Consider the following 16,589-nt stretch of genomic DNA (forward strand, 5'->3'; position numbering starts at 1 on the left):
CTGGCACGGTCGTAGCGGGCGGATATGACAGTCGTCCGAAGGGTGGGTGAAGCTTGTGTGACTTCTACCACCTGATGTGGCTGGGCCAGACGAAGACCTCGTCGGGGTCCGCCAGCGCGGGAACGGCCAGCGCCATGCAACGGCGGCGAAGCTCGGTCGCCACCCGGTTGCGGTCGATCTGTGCGAGTTCGGAGGCCGAGATCGGCGCGCCGATCCGCAGGTTGACCGGCTGGCCGATACGGCGCCGGGTTTCGTGGAAGATCAGCGCGACGCGCAGCGGATAGGCGGTATGGCTTGCGATCTGGAAGAGGCGCGAGTTCTGGCCGGAGAAATGCACCGGCAGCGTGGTCACGCCGGGAATCGTCGCCAGCCGCCCGACGAAGGGATGCCAGGGCGAATCCACCGCGCGGCCCGTAAGCGGCCGGTTCGCGGTCGCCACGCCCCCGGCCGGGAACACCGCAACGACCTTGCCCGCCTGGAGAAGCGCCGCCGCCCGCCGCCGGGTCTCGGCCGTCAGCCGTCGCGCCTCGGGCGTGCCGGAGAAATCGACGGGGAGCAGATAGGGGTCGACCTCGGGCACCCGGCAGAGCAGGCTGTTGGTCAGAATGCGGACGTTGCCGCGAAGCTGCATCCCCAGGTGGCCGATGGTCAACCCGTCGACGACGCCGAAGGGATGGTTCGCCACCAGAAGAAGACCGCCCGAGGCCGGAAGGGCATTCAGGTGGTCTTCCCCCGTGAGGATACGCGGCTGGATATCCAACTGGCGCAGCGCGGCAGAGAAGACGGGCACGCCGGGCATTCCGTCGCTCCACACCCAGTCGAGGTAGAGCCTTCGCAGCTTAGGCTGGCCGGTCAGCATTTCGACCGCCCGGATCAGGCCGCGTCGAAAGCGGGACTGGCCGGGGTGGGAATAGGTGAAATCGACCTGGGGCGCGACCGGGAGACTGTCGAAGTTGGCAAGCGCGTCGAACATCTTGGCTCTCCTCAGAGGGCAGGTTCGGGTTGGGGGAGTGAGGGCAAGGCGGAATAGCCGGGACGACCGGAAACCCAGGTTCGCAGAGGGGCCGGGGCATGGCCTTCGGGCCAGTCGAGAAGAAGGAGGTCCGCCCGCTGACCGGGCGCGATGCGGCCCCGGTCGGCAAGGCCCATGGCACGGGCGGGATTCAGCGAGACGAGTTTCCAGAGCGCGGGAAGCGGAGCCACCCGGTCGGTATGCAGGCGGACCATCGCTCCCAGCATGGCCGGGTAGAAATAGTCCGAGGCGAGGATGTCGCAGAGTCCTCGCGCGATCATCTGCGCGGCGCCGGGGCTGCCAAGGTGACTGCCGCCGCGCATGGCGTTCGGCGCGCCGAGGACGATGGCATCGCCTGCCTCGCGTGCGGCATGGAAGACCCGGTCATGCATCGGAAACTCGGCTACGGTGGCACCGAGGCTGCGGTAGTAGCCGCGCGTCTCGGCCTGGCTGTCGTCGTGGGAGAGCATCGGGGCCCTGTGCGACCGGGCCAGTGCGGCCATCCGGGCGATATGGGCGGGGACTTCGCCACGCCGGGTCCAGACGCCGGTCAGGAGGGCCACGTAGTCTTCGGGCAGGACATGGGCGCGACGGGCCTGGTCGGCCATCTTCTTCAGGAAGCGCGGGGCGTCGAAGGGCGTCACCGGATAGGGATCGGCCTGGTCGAAGGGCCGGTCCTGCACGGCCACGTCGGGGTGCAGAAGCATCGAGGTCGTATGGTCGTTGAACGCCAGCGCCGGGCGGTCGGGGCCAGAGAGGACATGGGCGATCAGCGGCTCCGCCTCATGGCAGAAGGTCTCCCACCGCAGTTGCAGGCGGTTCTCGGCGGTAAGACGGGGGCGAAGGCGTTCCAGCGCGCGAACAATCTGCCAGCCGGTATCCACGCTGCGCAGGCCCGGCTCCCAGGACAGGGTAAGGGCATGGTAGGCGGTCGCGATGCCGTTCGAGGCAAGCTGGCGGTCGGTTTCCAGAAGCGCGGTTTCCACCGGCACCATGACGCCGGGGCGCGGCATGACTTGCCGCTCGAAAGCGTCGCCATGGATGTCGACGAAGGCCGGCGCCAGCAGGCGCCCCCGGGCAGGAACAAGGCTTGCCCCGTCGGGGGCCACATCGATGCCGGTGATCCGCCCGCCCTCGATGCGGACCGAGGCGGTCTCGACCCGGTCTTCCAGGATGACACGGGCGCCTTCGATCAGTTCCGCGGTCATGTCAGACGCTCCGCCAGAAGATGCCAATGCCAGGAGCCGGGCTTGACATGGGGCCGGTCGAACAGCGTGAAGACCTCGAACCCCCAGAGCAGCGACAGAAGGTCGGTGCCGGTACAGAAGTAATGCGGGTGAACCTTGTCGCCCTCGCCCTCGAAGACCCAGGTGTTGCGGCTGATCTCCCGGCCCCTGGCCTTGGCCTGTTCGACCGGCAGGCGGCGGGCGGACAGCATTGTCGCCATGAACGTACCGCCGGGCCGCAGGACGCGGGCGATCTCGGCAAGGGTGCGGCGGACGACGGATTCGTCGCCATGGTAGACGACGTTCCAGGCGAGCACGTGGTCGAAGCTGGCGGTCTCGAAGGGCAGGTCGGTCATCGGGGCCTGTACGGTGTCGATGGTCAATCCCTTGGTGAAGGCCGCAGCGGCAACGGCGGCCGTTGCGGCCTCGGATGCGTCAAGCGCGGTGACGTGGTGCCCGTCTGCCGCAAAGGCCAGCGCATGACGGCCGATCCCCGCGCCAAGGTCCAGTATGTGCGAACCGGGGGGAAGCGTGCTGACATGATCGATGGCCCATGGCTCGGGCATCGCCCAGGGCGAGGTGCCGTCGGCCTTCTGCCACTCGGCGTTCCAGTAGAGATGCGCGGTGTCGGTGAGCATGTGGTTCATATCAGCTTCCTGCGGATCCAGCCCGAGCCCTGCTCGACGGCGATGACGAGGGCGAGCATCATCAGGATGATCGCGAGGGCCTCGTCGTAGTTGAACAGGTCGAAGGCGACCTTGAGGTCCACCCCGATGCCACCCGCGCCGACAAGGCCCAGGGCGGCGGAACCGCGCACGGATTTCTCCAGCGCGAACAGAGACGTGGCGGTGAACGAGGGCAGGCAGGCCGGGATGACGGCGGAGCCGATGATCCCCAGCCGGGACGCCCCGATGGCACGAAGCGCGTCCTGTGGGCCGGGGTCGGTTTCCTCCATCGCTTCTGCGAAGAAGCGCCCCGCGAAGCCGATCTTGTCGACCATGATCGCCATCACCCCGGCGGCGGGGCCGAGACCGACGATGATGATGAAGATGATGGCCCAGACCAGGTCTGGCACCGTGCGGAAAAGCGCGATGAGGGCGCGCGCGGCGTGGCGGACCAGCGGGTGCGGCGACAGCCGGTCGGTGGCGAGGATCGCGAAGGGAAGTGCGAGGATCAGCCCCAGAAAGCAGCCGGCGACGGCCATCTGCAGGGTCTCCAGAAGCTTCCAGCCGATGGGCACGATGCGGGTGAAGTCGGGCGGGAACATCTGGGTCAAAAGGCCCGAGGGCGCGAAGAGCCGCGCGATGCCGCTGCCCAGCTTGCCGGGCGCCGGGGCGGTGGCCGCGAGCGAAGCTGCGACCAGCGCCAGCACGGCCAGAAGCGCGGCATATTCCACCAGGCTGCGGTGCTGGAAGCGGGCGGGGGCGAGGGTGGTCATGCGGCCTCCGCCTGATCGAAGAACTGCCGCAGGCTGGCGGCATTGGCGCGCCGGGTGGGAAGGTCCAGCGCGATCCGGCCGTTGGCAAGGCCGAGGATGCGGTCGGAAAAGCGCAAGGTGTGTTCCAGCCGGTGCGAGATGACCAGAAGCGACAGCCCCTCTTCACGCACCAGGCCGAGGAGCAGGGACATCACCTCTTCCCCGGTCTGCGGGTCCAGACTCGCGTCCGGCTCGTCGGCCAGGATGAAGGTAGGGCGCTGCATCAGCATTCGGGCGATGGCGATACGCTGCTGCTGGCCGCCCGACAGGCTGTCGACCCGCACGAGCGCGCGATCGGCAAGGCCCACGCGGGCCAGACAGGCCATCGCCTCGTCCCGGACTGCCGCCGGGGCCAGCGATTGCGTCCAGGCGCGGGGGCCGGTCATCCGCGCCTGCACGCCGTGGATCACGTTCGACAGGGCCGAGAGGCGGGGCACGAGGTTGTGGCGCTGCCAGACGATGCCGACCTCGGCCCGCAGGCGGCGGAGCGCGCGGGGCGGAAGGGCGCGGATGTCCCGCCCGAGCATGCGGATCTCGCCACCCGAGGGTTCGATCAGCCGGACGAGGCAGCGCAGGAGCGTGGACTTGCCCGACCCGTTGGCCCCGATCAGCGCCGTCGCCTGGCCGGGGGCCAGCGTGAAGCTCAGGTCCTGAAGCACGGTGCGGCCTGGGAAGTCCTTGGTCAGCCCCCGGACGGCAAGGACCGGCTCTGCCAGGGCAGAACCGGCCAGCGTCCGCGGCGGAAGCGGTGCGTTCACCGGGTCACTCGCCGACGAATTCGGTGAACTCGGTGATGCCGATGTTCTCGAACATCTTGCGCACCACATCGTAGTCGGCGTCGGTCACGGTCGGGTTGAACGTGCCGCCGATGTATTTGGCGTTCTCTTCGGTCGAGGTCAGCGCCTCCAGGATTTCGGCGCCGTGATCGGCGAAGGTCCGGCGGACGGTCTCCACCACCTCGGGCGGGACCTTCTCCGAGGCGAGGAGGATGTCGTCGGGAAGCTGGTCGCCCTTTGCGAGAACCCGGAACTTCTGGTCGGGGAACTTGCCGGTGATGCTGTCGAGATGGGTGCGGTTCAGGCCGATCCCGGCGATCTCGCCCTTGATCAGCGCCTCGACCGCGACATTGCGGTTCAGGAAGACGGGCTGGTAATCTACCGCATAGGTCAGCCCCGCCTTGGCCAGCAGGTCGACCGGGCCGAGGTGCTGCGAGGTCGAGCCGATCTCGCCGAACGAGATGATCTGGCCCTTCAGGTCGGCGGGCGTCTTGACCGGGCTGTCCTCCAGCACGACGACGGTGGAGTAATAGTCCGGGCGCACCCAGGTCACGACCGGCTGCGCATCGAGCCGGGCGTTGAAGACCACATATTCCGCCGGGCCGGTCAGCACGAAGTCGATCTGGTCCGCCGCCATCGCCTCGACGGCCACCGTGCGGCCCGAGACCGGGAAGAACTCGACCTTCAGGCCCGAGGCGACCTCGAACGCCTCCTTGAACGGCCCCATCTCGCGCTGAAGCGCTTCCATCCCGTCGATGTCGGTGACGGCGAAGCGGATGGTCTCCTGAGCGGCGCAGGCGGTTGCCGAGACGATTGCAGCGGCGAGCAGGCCGGGGGCAAGAAGGTGTTTCATGGGGGGCGTCCTTTCAGTGATCTGACGGACGGCTAGCAATCAAAGACTACAGTGACGCGACGGAGAGGTCACAGGACTGCGACAGTCCCTGAATGGACCGAACAAGGTGCCGATCGACCGGGTGAGGTCCATCGCGAAGGCTCCGGAAGTGGGCCGCGCATATCTGCGCCTGGACCCGGCACGAGGCATCGACGCGCAGGGCGAGCCGGTTCCCGGACTCGAATCGGAAAACTCCGATCTTCGCGGATAGCTCCAACACCTCCAGGCGACTTTGCGGCGCGATGCGAAGCCGCCAGACAGCCCCGCTTTCCCGTCTGGAAAACCGTACCGGTCGCGAAATCTGCGCTGCTCGAAACTATCGCGATTCCGGGATTTTTTCTATTGGTCGGAGCGAGAGGATTCGAACCTCCGACCCCCTGCTCCCGAAGCAGGTGCGCTACCAGACTGCGCTACGCTCCGACCGATGACGCGGGGGTTATCCCGTCTGTCCGGCTTTGGCAAGGGGCCTCACGCCTGATCGCCGCCCCTTTCGAAGCGCTTCAGCCAGCTGGAAATCCGGGGAAAGGTTCCGATCTCCCAGCGCGAGCGGTTCTCCAGCACGGGGCGGTTCTGGCTGACCGAGGGGGTGCCTTCGCGCAGGACGATATAGATACCGGACAGGATGATCACACCCGAGCCGATGGCGGTGTAGACATCGACCCCTTCGCGGAAGAACAGCCAGCCGTAGATTGCCGCCCAGATGATCTGGGAATACTGCATCGGCGCGACGATCACCGCCGGGGCGACACGGTAGGCGGCGATGCTGCCAAGCGCGCCCAGCGTGCCGAGCAGCGCCATCACGGCGGTCAGCGCGAGATGGGTCACCGGCATCGGCTGGTAGACGAGCGGCATCAGCGCGCCGGTGGCGACGAAGGTCAGCACCATCGGATACAGCATCAGCACGACCGAGCGTTCGTCGCGCCCGATCTTGCGCACGATGATCGAAGAGAGCGAGCCGGTGGTCGCCGCCCCCAGCGCCGCCAGGTGCCCGAGTGAAAAGCCGTCGCCGCTGCCGGGGCGCAGGACGATGATCACGCCGACGAGTCCCACGATGACCGCAATACCGCGCCGGAGGCCGACCTTCTCGCCCAGCATGGGGATCGCCATCAGGGTGATGAGGAGAGGCATGGCGAAGAAGATCGCATAGCATGTGGCCATCGGCAGGACCGAGAAGGCGTAGAAGCCCATCGCCCCCGTGACCACCGCGCTGACGGTGCGGATCGCGGTCCACCAGGGATGCCGGGGAATCAGCGTCCCGTCGCGCCGGTCGCTGAGCAGCAGGATCGTTACCAGCGGAAAGCCCATCAGGCCGGCGAAGAACATGGTCTGGAACGAGGAGTAATGCCCGCCGAGATATTTCACCACGACATCATGCGTGGCGTAGGCGGAGAAAGCGGCAAGCGACAGGAGGGCGCCGCGCAGGGTGGGGGACATCGCGAAAATTCCGGGGGCGGCGGGTGCCTTGTATGGCACCCCGTTGGCGGCAACACTTTCGCGCGAAACGGGGGCAGGCGCAAGGGCCGGAGCCCCGGTTGCGGCGCGGCTATTCGGCTGCGGCGGGCCGGGCCCTGTCCTGCCGCGCGATGACGAGCATCCCGGCGGCAGCGATGATCGCCATTCCGATCGCCATACCTGCCGTCATCGGCTCGGCGAAGAACAGCGCGCCGAACAGCGCCGCCCAGGCGATCTGCGAATATTGCGTGGGCGCCACCACGACGGGTGGTGCGGCGCGGTAGGCGGCAAGCATCATCAGCGTGCCGCCGAACCCTCCCAGCGCCAGGGCGGCCATGGCGGCAAGGTCATGGAGCGGCATCGGCGCATAGCGCCCGGGCAGCAGCAGGAAGGCGGTCATCGTCTGGCCCAGTACGGGGTAAAGCAGCATCGGCACCGCCGCCTCGGCACCGCCGGTCTTGCGCACGATCAGATAGTGCACAGCGGCCAGAAGCATCCCCAGCACTGCCGCGAGGTGGCCCATGCCGAACTCGACCCGGCCGGGGTTCAGCGCCACGATCACGCCTATGAGCCCAAGCACCACCGCCATCCCGCCCGTCGCATCCACCCGGTCCCCCAGCAGGGGCCAGGCCATCAGGGTCAGGACCAGGGGCAGGGTGAAGAAGATCGCATAGGCCTGCGCCAGCGGCAGCGCGGTGAAGGCATAAGTGACGAGAAGGCCGTTGCCGACCACCGCCAGGGTGCGGATCGCCATCAGCCAGGGATGCACCGGCTTCAGCGGGACCGGCGATTGCAGCCAGAGAAGCCCGATCAGGGGCAGGGTGAACAGGTTCATGAAGGCCACGATCTGTACCGGGTGATAGCTGCCACCCAGGAACTTGATCGTGGCATCCGCCATCGAGAAGAGGCCGAACCCCGCCAGACCCAGCAGCGCGCCTTTCAGGGAGGGGGACATCGGCGGCTCCTGCCGGGGTGGGCCGGGGCGGTCGGCCCCGGCATCTGGTGTCAGAGGCTGGCGTCCAGCGCGGCGAGCACGGCATCGCCCATCTGGCTGGTCGAGACCGGCGTACCGCCTTCAGGGCCCATCAGGTCGGTGGTGCGAACGCCGTCGGCCAGCACCTTCTCCACCGCCTTCTCGACCCGCGTGGCTTCCTCGCCCAGGTCGAACGAATAGCGCAGCGCCATGGCGAAGCTCAGGATGCAGGCGATCGGGTTGGCCTTGCCCTGGCCCGAGATATCGGGCGCGCTGCCGTGGACAGGTTCATACAGCGCCTTCGGACGGCCATTCGCCATCGGCGCGCCAAGGCTGGCCGAGGGCAGCATCCCGAGGCTGCCCGTCAGCATCGCCGCGCAATCCGACAGCACGTCGCCGAACAGGTTGTCGGTCACGATCACGTCGAACTGCTTGGGCCACCGCACCAACTGCATCGCGCCGTTGTCGGCATACATATGGCTAAGCTCCACATCCGGATAGTCGCGGTCGTGCACCTCCTGCACCACGTCGCGCCACAGGATGCCCGATTCCATCACATTGGCCTTCTCCATCGAGCAGACCTTGTTGCCCCGCTTCCGCGCCAGTTCGAAAGCCGATTTCGCCACCCGGGTGATCTCGCTTTCGGTATAGCGCTGGGTGTTGATGCCCACGCGTTCGTTGCCTTCCTTGAAAATCCCGCGCGGCTCGCCGAAATAGACGCCCGAGGTCAGCTCGCGCACGATCACGATGTCGAGGCCCGCCACCACCTCGCGCTTCAGCGACGAGAAATCGGCCAGCGCGTCGAAGCACTGCGCCGGGCGGAGGTTCGAAAACAGGTCCATCTCCTTGCGCAGGCGCAACAGTCCCCGCTCCGGTTTGACGGAAAAGTCCAGCTTGTCGTATTTCGGCCCGCCCACGGCGCCCAGGAGGACCGCGTCCACTTCCTGCGCCTTGGCCATCGTCGCGTCCGTCAGGGGCGTGCCATGCGCATCATAGGCGCAGCCGCCCACCAGGTCCTCGTTGACGTCGAACCGGATGCCACGTTTCGCGCCCATCCAGCCGATGATCTTCTTCACCTCGGCCATGACTTCCGGGCCGATGCCGTCGCCGGCGAGGATAAGGAGGGAAGGATTTGCCACGCGCTTGCTCCTGGGAAAACTGTCGCGGAGGGCCTAGCTTTTCGCCGCGAAAACTTCAAGCGGCGAGCGTCAGGGCATGGCGATGTCGACCCAGACCGGGAAGTGGTGCGAGGCGGCGGCGAGGTCGGTGAGCAGCGGGTCGCCCTTGGCGGGCCAGAGCACGCCCGCAGCAGTGACCGCCAGCCCGGCCGAAGGCAGCACATAGTCCAGCCGCAGCCCGCCAAGGTCGGGGTAGAGCACCGTATCAAGCCGCGGGTCGCCGCTCTGGCCGGGGTCCGTCCGGTCTTCTCGCCCCTTCGGCGCGGGGTCCTGCACGGCGGGATGCGCAAGCAGCCCCGCGATCCCCTCGCGCAGGCCATCGCCATCGGAGGGGTCGAGGTTGCCGTCGCCCAGCAGGACGAACGCCCCCTCCGGCGGGGCCATCGGCAGGGCGCCCTTCAGGAACAGCCGCCAGAACGCCGCCTCGTCATGGTTGCGGCGGCCGTTCCTGTCCTCCGGCCCGTCGAAGACCGGCGGGGTGGCGTGCCAGGCCAGAAGGTGCAGCGGGCCGGAGGCTGCCTCCACCGGCACGTCCCAGAATCCGGTCGTCGCCAGCCGCTGCACCGCGGCCAGTTCCGGCGGGTCGTCCGAAAGCCCGCCCGGCAGGTCGCGCCAGAGGAAGCCCGAGAAATCCCGCGCCCCCGCCTCGTCCACCGGCAGCCGCGACAGGATTGCCATCCCGCCCTGCCCGGAGAACAGCCCGAACCCCTGCGCATCGCGCGGATCGCCGGGCCGCCCGTTGCCATCGAGATCGAAGCCGGTCTGCGTGCCGGTGTTCGGGCGGAAGGCGAAGCGATGCGGATAGTCCGCTCCCGCCGCCGCCAGTCTTTCCGCCAGCAGCCGCAGCGCCACCCCGCCGCGGTCATAATCGACCGAAGTCAGCAGGATCACGTCGGCGTCAAGCTGCGCCAGCACCCGGACGATGGCTGCGATCTGCGGGTCCTCGCCCCGGTCCAGATCCCGCACCAGGAGCCCCGGCCCCTTGCGGTCCAGCCCCAGGTTCCAGGTCGCCACCCGCAGCGTCTCGGCGGCGGCGGGCGTGCCAAGCAGCGCAGTCAGAAGGAGGAGCCGCCTAAAGATCGTCGTCCTCGTCTTCGTCGTGATCCAGCTGCGAAGGCTCGATCGCGCCCAGCACCGCCAGCTTCGCCGCCCGCTTGATGCGGATCATGTCGGCGATCCGCGCCATGGCGACCGCCCGCATGATCAGCGCCGCCGGCATGTAGGCCCAAAGCGCCATGGTCCAGATCAGCGTCTGCGGCGAGGTCAGGGTATCCGCCGGAATACCGGAGGTCAGCACTGCGACGACGGCCGGGATCACGAAGGGCAGCAGGAACCCCACCGCCAGGTTGGCATGGGAATCGCGCACCAGCCGGTCGACCACATCGCCGCCCGCGGTCGGCTCGAAGGTGGGCAGGTTCACCCAGACGTTGAACGCGGCTTTCGTCGAGGGCCAGCCGACCAGCTTCAGCACGATCACGAAAAGCGCGAGCGAAAAGAGCGAGATCAGGTAGGCGGTCCCCGCCGCCACCTTGACCTGCACGATCTGCGCGGCGGTGGCGGTGTCGTCCAGCATGTAGCTGGCCAGGCGGACCGGCGAATAGGGAAAGTCGAGCGAGGCGCCGATCAGCAGCCCGAGCGCATGGAAGAAGCGCGAGACCGTGGTCGACGCCTCCATGTCCGCGACGATGGAGGAGAGCACGACCACTATGGTCAGCATCATCAGATAGCGGATGCGGTTGTAGGGCGCGCCGTCGCGGAACTCGATCAGGCTGGGGTAGACGGCGTTGTATTCGAAGAAGACCAGCGCCCCGCCGAACAGCGACAGCAGGGCGACGATCTGCTTGGTGTCGGTGCCGATCCCCGGCAGGATCACCGAAGGAGCGACGATCAGGATCATCACCAGGAAGGCGCGCACCGCCGCCGCGATCGCCCGCGAGGCCCAGGTTCGCGCCCAGCCGTCCGTCGAGGTTACGGCGGTCAGCCGCAGCTTGCTGCGCAGCGCCTCGATCCATGCGGTTCCGTTTGCCACAATTCCGCCCAATTCCGCACCGATTCCCGTAGTCACGCTCTGGTTGTGAGCATCTAGCCCAAGCTTTGTGGCCATTTAAGGGTCAGTCTTGGCCCAATGGGCGGCGTCGTGCAGAATCCCCGCACAATCCTGCGACCTCCCCCCGTCAGCTTTCGCGGAAGGCATGGGCGAAGTAATCGGTGAAGGGCTTCACCAGATAGGCCAGTGGCGTGCGGCGCCCGGTCTGCAGGAAGACCTCGACCGGCATTCCCGGCACCAGCGCCCGGTCGCCCAGTCGCGCGCGTTCGCCCTCGGCCAGTTGCAACTCGGCGGTGTAATAGGTTGCGCCCGATTGCGGGTCGCTCAGCGCATCGGCCGAGACCCGCGTCACCCGGCCCGTCAGATGCGGGGTGTCGCGGGCCGAAAAGGCCGGGAAGACCAGTTCCGCCGCCTGCCCGACCGACACCTCGTCGATATGGATCGGCGCGATTCGCGCCGTGATGACCAGCGGGCGGTCCTGCGGGATGACATAGAGCACAGGTTCCGCCGGGCGCAGCACCGCTTGCGGCGTGGTGACCTGAAGGCCAAGTACGATGCCGGCGACCGGCGCGCGAATCTCCAGCCGGTCGATCCTTTCGCGGAGCGCGCGGCGGCGTTCGGCAAGCTCCAGCAGCATCGGCCCGACCTGGCGCAGCTCGGTCGTGGCCTCCTCGCGCCGGGCGGTGTCGAGGCTCGACATCTCGATCTCGATCTCGGTCACCTGGCCCTCGGTCCGCGCGAGTTCGGCCTGAAGCTCGCCGATCTGGCCCTCCAGCCGGGCCTCTTCGCGTTGCAGCGCCAGCACCGCCCCGGCTTGGGCCAGCCCCTTGTCGAGCAGGCTTTGCTGCGAGGCGAGCTCCTGTTCGATCAGGGCAAGCTGGCGGGTCAGCGCCGCGCTTTGCGCCGAGATTCCGTTCGATTGTGCGGCGATCTGGTCGATCCGCCGGGCCAGCAGCTCGCGTTGTTCGGCCAGCGTCGCAGCGCGGGCCTCGAACAGGCGGCGCTGGCCTTCAAGCTGGGCGGCAACCTCCTGCGAGGTTTCGGCGAGGCTCAGGATCTCGGCGGGAAACGCAAGCTCGGCCAGCCCGTCGCGCTCGGCGGTCAGCCGCGCCGCGCGTCCGGTCAGTTCCGAAAGCTGTCCCTCGACGATGGTCAGTTCCGACCGCAGGGCGGCGCCGTCCAGCCGCAGGAGAACCTGCCCCGCCTCGACCCGCGCCCCCTCGCTGACCAGGATTTCCGCGACGACGCCGCCATCGGGGTGCTGGACGACCTGGCGGTCGCGCTCCACCTCGATCTGCCCCTGGGCGACGATCGCACCCGAGATATGGGTCAGCGTAGCCCAGAGGCCGAAGCCCGCGACCAGCGCCAGCGTGGCAGCCAGCCCCAGAAGCGCCGGGCGGCGGATGGAAAGGGCAGGGTTCATGCCACCCCCCCGGGCGCGGCGGAGCGGACGAGTTCTGTCGCATTCCGCACGGTTTCGCGCAGGACGGCGTCGCGCGGGCCGAAGGCGGCAACGGCCCCCTCGTTCAGCACCAGAAGCATGTCGCATTCCTGGATCGCCGCCGGGCGGTGCGCCATGATAAGGACCGAGGCCCCCCCCGCCTTGGCGGTGCGGATCGCCTGGTTCAGCGCGTGCGAGCCGTCGTTGTCGAGGTTGGAGTTCGGCTCGTCCAGGATCAGCAGGACCGGGTCGCCGTAGAGCGCGCGTGCCAGGCCGATGCGCTGGACCTGCCCACCCGACAACCGGCTGCCGATGCTGGCGACCTGGGTGTCATAGCCATCCGGCAGGCGCAGGATCATCTCATGCGCGGCGGCGGCCTTGGCGGCGGCGATGATCTGCGCCGGATCGGCCTCCGATTGCAGGCGCGCGATGTTGTCGGCGATGGTGCCGTCGAACAGCGTCACCCGTTGCGGCAGGTAGCCGATATAGCCACCAAGCGTATCGGGATCGTATTGGTCGAGCGTCGCGCCATCCAGCCGGATGCGCCCCGCCGCGGGCCGCCAGACGGCGGTCAGGGCGCGGGCGAGCGAGGATTTCCCCGACCCCGAAGGCCCGATCACCCCCAGCGCCTGCCCCGGCGGCAGCTGGAAGGTCAGCCCGCGCAGCACCGGGGTGGCACCGCCGGGCGGGACGACGGCCACGCCCTGCACGTCCAGGATCGCCCTGGGACGCGGAAGCTCGGTCCGGGGCGGTGGCGGCGGGGTCTGGGCCAGGAGCCCGGAAAGTCGATCCCGGGCCTGCCGCGCGCGGGTGACGACCGGCCACTGGCCCACCGCCTGCTCCACCGGCTGCAAGGCGCGGCCCATCAGGATCGAGGCGGCGATCATCGCGCCCGCCGACAGTTCCTGCCGCAGCACCAGCCAGGCGGCAAGGCCGAGCATCGCCGATTGCAGGAACAGCCGGAAGGTCCGGATCGCGACCGCGTAGCGCCCCGAGATGTCCGAGGCGGCAAGCCCCGCCGCCAGCGCCCGGTCGCGGCCAAGCTTCAGCCGGGCAAAGGCGGCCCCTGACATCCCCAGCGCCTGGATCAGCTCGGAATCGGATTTCAGGTTCTCGGCCTGCCGGTCCGCCGCCAGGGTGGCAAGGTTCGCGCCCTTGAGCGGCGCCTCGGTGCCCTGCTGGTTCAGCCAGCTGAGGCCCACGATTACCAGCCCGCCGAAAATGGCCAGCCAGCCCAGCCAGGGGTGAAAGACGAAGATCGCCGCGACGAAGACCGGGGCCCAGGGCGCGTCGAACAGCGCCAGAAGCACGGGCGAAGCCCAGAAGCGGGCGATGGCGTCGAGATCTTTCTGCGCCGCCAGCGCGGCGGTGTCCTGTGGTGCCACAGTCAGGCGGCGGAAGGCTGCCGTCAGCACCCGCCCGTCCAGCCGATCCTGCAACCGCGCACCGACCCGCGCCATGATCCGGCCCCGCGCATGGTCCAGAATCCCCATCATCAGGAACAGGAATCCCATCAACAGCGTCAGCGCGAGAAGCGTCTCTTCCGAGCGCGAGACGAGCACCCGGTCATAGACCTGCAGCATGTAGAGCGGCGCGGTCAGCATCAGCAGGTTGACCAGCGCCGAGAAGAGGAAGGCGAGCGCCAACGCCCGGCGCGAGGCGGCGCGCGCGACGGCAATCTCGGACAGGCCGGCCGGGACTTCGGTGGACTGCTTCGCGGGCGCTGCCATCGTTCCTTCCTTGGCGTCTTCCTGCCATGCGCGGCGCATCTGCCACGCTTGCCGGTTGTCTTGGGCAAGTCGGGGTTCTATGCCTTGCCAACGCCCGCGCAAGACTGTCGTTGGCGGCGTGGTGGCCGGACAGTAGGGACATGGGTCTGAACATTCCATTTATTTTCAGAAGCGGGACACGAATTTCGGCGCTTGTGGTGGCGGCGGGACTGCTGGCCGCCTGTGGCCCGGCCCCGGTTGCGAACGGGATCAACGACCCGTTCGAGCCTGCAAACCGCAAGGTCCATGCCTTCAACAAGGGGGTGGACCGTGCTTTGGTCGGCCCGGCCTCCAAGGGCTACGGCGTGGTGCCCGAGCCGGTGAAGCGCGCCGTGGGCAATGTGGCCGACACGCTGGACCTGCCCGGCGACATCGCCAACAACCTGCTCCAGTTCCGTCTGGCCGATGCTGGCGAAAACTCTGTCCGCCTGTTGGCAAACCTGACCTTCGGCGTCTTCGGCCTGGTCGACTTCGCCTCCTACGCCGGGGTCGAGGGCAAGCCGACCGATTTCGGCGAGACGCTGCATGTCTGGGGCGTGGGCGAGGGCCCCTACATGGAACTTCCGCTCGCCGGTCCCTCGACCGCGCGCGACACGGTGGGCATGCTTGCCGACCTCGCGCTGAACCCGGTGCGTCTGGCCCTGCCGACGAAAGAGGCGAATGCCGCGACGATCCTCAAGCTCTTCTCACGGCTTGGTGATCGCGACCGCTTCTCGGCGACAGTGGATTCGCTCCTATATGAAAGCGCGGACAGCTATGCTCAGGCGCGGCTCCTCTACCTGCAAAACCGGCGCTTCCAGCTGGGCAAGGGCGGTGGAGCGGCAGGTGGCACCGGCGACGACGGTTTCATCGACCCCTATGCGGACGCCGCGAGCGATACGGCTGCCCCGAATGACGACGGCTTCATCGACCCCTACGAGGACCCCTATGCCCAATGACCTGATCCTCTCGCGCCGCGGTTTCGTGACCGGCCTGGCCACCACCGGCGCGCTGGCCGCGCTGCCGCTGCCCGCCCTTGCCCTGACCGCCGATGCCGCGAAGACGCTGGTCGACAAGACGGTGGGCGACATCAACGGGATCATCAACTCGGGCAAGTCCGAAGGCGCGATGCTGAAGGATTTCGAGAAGCTCTTCGCGCGCTACGCCGATGTGCCGGCCATTGCCCGCTCCGTCCTCGGCACCGCGGCGCGCTCGGCCTCCAAGGCTCAGCTCTCGGCCTATACCAAGGCCTTTCAGGGCTACATCAGCCGCAAATACGGCCGCCGCTTCCGCGAATTCATCGGCGGGCGGATCGAGGTGTCGGATGCCCGCGCGCTGAAAAGCTACTTCGAGGTGATCTCGACCGCCTACATGACCGGCGAATCCCCGTTCGAGGTGCGCTGGCATGTGTCCGACAAGTCGGGCAAGAGCCTGTTCTTCAACATCATCATCGAGGGCGTGAACATGCTGGCCTCCGAGCGCACCGAGATGGGCGCGCTCCTCGACCAGCGCGGCGGCGACCTGGACCGGCTGATCGGCGATCTCGCCAAGCTCTGACCAGCGGCTCCTCGTTCGGCTTCGCCTTCTCATCGCGAGAGCCCAGATCGGCCAACTCGCGTGACCTGTCATCCCCGCGAAAGCGGGGACCCATCGCGCCATCTGGCCCCCCCCGGCTTCCGCGGGGGTGACAGGTTGAACTTGCCGCCGCGCTTGCACTCATACTAGCGCGGCAGCTTGACCCCCAGCTTCTCCAGCGCGGCGGCGACTGCTGCCGTCTGGTCGCCCGTCAGATCGGAAAGTCCCGTCATCCGTGGCCCGAGCCAACCATTGATTGCCTCGACCGTCCGCGATGGTCCCGGGCCGCTGGTCGAATAGGGCGTCACCGGCACCTGCCCCGTCATGCCGGAGAAATGCATCACAGCCCGATAAGTGGTGCCGGAATTCCCGGACCGGCTCGCCGCCAGCGAGGCCCCTTGCAGATCGGCCAGCGGATAGGCCGCCTCGTTCCGGCCCAGCACGCCCCGGCTGACGACTGTCACCTTGCCGGAGGGGCGGTCAAAACTCAGCCGCCGGGTCTTGATCAGGAACACCCCGACCAGAAGCGGGATGACCGAAGCATAGCCCAGAAGATTCATCCCCGGCGCGCGGGGCAGGGCGGACAGGCCCATGTCGGACATCCCCATCAACCCGGCGATGGCGGGCAGGAACAGCCGCATCCCGAATCCGAGGACGAAGAACAACAGGAACAGCCCCACGCACAACACCATCAGCGCGACGGGGCGGATCTCCAGCACCAGACGGTCAGGGGTCTGTTCCACGATGCGCATGGCGCTCTCCGGTCAAGGCGGACCTGTCCGGAAGGCTATG

General features: G+C 68.1%; 16 protein-coding genes and 1 tRNA gene. 2 read left to right on the top strand and 15 right to left on the bottom strand.

The features are described 5' to 3' along the window. Positions 1-64 precede the first annotated feature (64 nt). The 14 genes from JNJ68_RS18240 to JNJ68_RS18305 form a co-directional block, all read right to left on the bottom strand. Positions 65-973 (bottom strand): lysophospholipid acyltransferase family protein, encoded by a 909-nt coding sequence (locus tag JNJ68_RS18240; protein ID WP_294984834.1) that lies wholly within the window; start codon positions 971-973, stop codon positions 65-67. Positions 974-984: 11 nt separating this feature from the next. Continuing rightward, complete coding sequence (locus JNJ68_RS18245; protein ID WP_294984836.1) at positions 985-2,220, bottom strand: alpha-D-ribose 1-methylphosphonate 5-triphosphate diphosphatase; 1,236 nt, start codon at positions 2,218-2,220, stop codon at positions 985-987. Beyond that, the gene (locus JNJ68_RS18250; protein WP_294984837.1) at positions 2,217-2,885 is read right to left on the bottom strand and encodes a class I SAM-dependent methyltransferase; all 669 of its coding nucleotides are present in this window, start codon (positions 2,883-2,885) and stop codon (positions 2,217-2,219) included. Before JNJ68_RS18250 ends, JNJ68_RS18245 begins: the two co-directional genes overlap by 4 nt. Beyond that, positions 2,882-3,676 carry a phosphonate ABC transporter, permease protein PhnE gene (gene phnE, locus JNJ68_RS18255; RefSeq protein WP_294984840.1) on the bottom strand — a complete coding sequence of 265 codons (795 nt, stop codon included), beginning with the start codon at positions 3,674-3,676 and terminating at the stop codon, positions 2,882-2,884. The genes JNJ68_RS18250 and phnE overlap by 4 nt, the downstream gene beginning before the upstream one ends. Next, the gene (locus tag JNJ68_RS18260) at positions 3,673-4,473 is read right to left on the bottom strand and encodes an ATP-binding cassette domain-containing protein (protein WP_294984843.1); all 801 of its coding nucleotides are present in this window, start codon (positions 4,471-4,473) and stop codon (positions 3,673-3,675) included. Before JNJ68_RS18260 ends, phnE begins: the two co-directional genes overlap by 4 nt. Positions 4,474-4,477: 4 nt before the next feature. Then, entirely contained in the window at positions 4,478-5,344 is an 867-nt protein-coding gene (locus tag JNJ68_RS18265; protein WP_294984846.1) for a PhnD/SsuA/transferrin family substrate-binding protein, read from the bottom strand. A 382-nt stretch (positions 5,345-5,726) separates the two neighbouring features. After that, positions 5,727-5,803: transfer RNA gene (locus JNJ68_RS18270), tRNA-Pro, on the bottom strand. Between the two features lie 48 nt (positions 5,804-5,851). Continuing rightward, entirely contained in the window at positions 5,852-6,817 is a 966-nt protein-coding gene (locus JNJ68_RS18275; RefSeq protein ID WP_294984847.1) for a DMT family transporter, read from the bottom strand. 109 nt (positions 6,818-6,926) lie between these two features. Continuing rightward, entirely contained in the window at positions 6,927-7,790 is an 864-nt protein-coding gene (locus tag JNJ68_RS18280) for a DMT family transporter (protein WP_294984851.1), read from the bottom strand. A gap of 50 nt (positions 7,791-7,840) precedes the next feature. Next, positions 7,841-8,947, bottom strand: coding sequence for a 3-isopropylmalate dehydrogenase (gene leuB / locus JNJ68_RS18285; RefSeq protein ID WP_294984854.1), 1,107 nt, complete (start codon positions 8,945-8,947; stop codon positions 7,841-7,843). Between the two features lie 69 nt (positions 8,948-9,016). Then, entirely contained in the window at positions 9,017-9,985 is a 969-nt protein-coding gene (locus tag JNJ68_RS18290) for an endonuclease/exonuclease/phosphatase family protein (RefSeq protein WP_294985195.1), read from the bottom strand. Between the two features lie 73 nt (positions 9,986-10,058). Continuing rightward, entirely contained in the window at positions 10,059-11,015 is a 957-nt protein-coding gene (locus JNJ68_RS18295; protein WP_294984856.1) for a hypothetical protein, read from the bottom strand. Positions 11,016-11,160: 145 nt separating this feature from the next. After that, positions 11,161-12,456 carry an HlyD family type I secretion periplasmic adaptor subunit gene (locus JNJ68_RS18300; protein WP_294984859.1) on the bottom strand — a complete coding sequence of 432 codons (1,296 nt, stop codon included), beginning with the start codon at positions 12,454-12,456 and terminating at the stop codon, positions 11,161-11,163. Beyond that, positions 12,453-14,243, bottom strand: coding sequence for a type I secretion system permease/ATPase (locus tag JNJ68_RS18305; protein WP_294984862.1), 1,791 nt, complete (start codon positions 14,241-14,243; stop codon positions 12,453-12,455). Before JNJ68_RS18305 ends, JNJ68_RS18300 begins: the two co-directional genes overlap by 4 nt. Before the next feature lie 158 nt (positions 14,244-14,401). Here JNJ68_RS18305 and JNJ68_RS18310 point away from each other — a divergent pair, with 158 nt between their 5' ends. Next, on the top strand, positions 14,402-15,181 hold the full coding sequence (locus JNJ68_RS18310; RefSeq protein ID WP_294984865.1) for a VacJ family lipoprotein: 780 nt from the start codon (positions 14,402-14,404) through the stop codon (positions 15,179-15,181). Further along, positions 15,171-15,779, top strand: a complete 609-nt coding sequence (locus JNJ68_RS18315; RefSeq protein WP_294984868.1) for an ABC transporter substrate-binding protein — start codon at positions 15,171-15,173, stop codon at positions 15,777-15,779. Before JNJ68_RS18310 ends, JNJ68_RS18315 begins: the two co-directional genes overlap by 11 nt. A gap of 164 nt (positions 15,780-15,943) precedes the next feature. Here JNJ68_RS18315 and JNJ68_RS18320 read toward each other — a convergent pair whose 3' ends face one another. Next, entirely contained in the window at positions 15,944-16,549 is a 606-nt protein-coding gene (locus JNJ68_RS18320) for a hypothetical protein (RefSeq protein WP_294984870.1), read from the bottom strand. Positions 16,550-16,589: the final 40 nt, after the last annotated feature.

Source organism: Tabrizicola sp., assembly GCF_016793705.1.
GTDB lineage: Bacteria > Pseudomonadota > Alphaproteobacteria > Rhodobacterales > Rhodobacteraceae > Tabrizicola.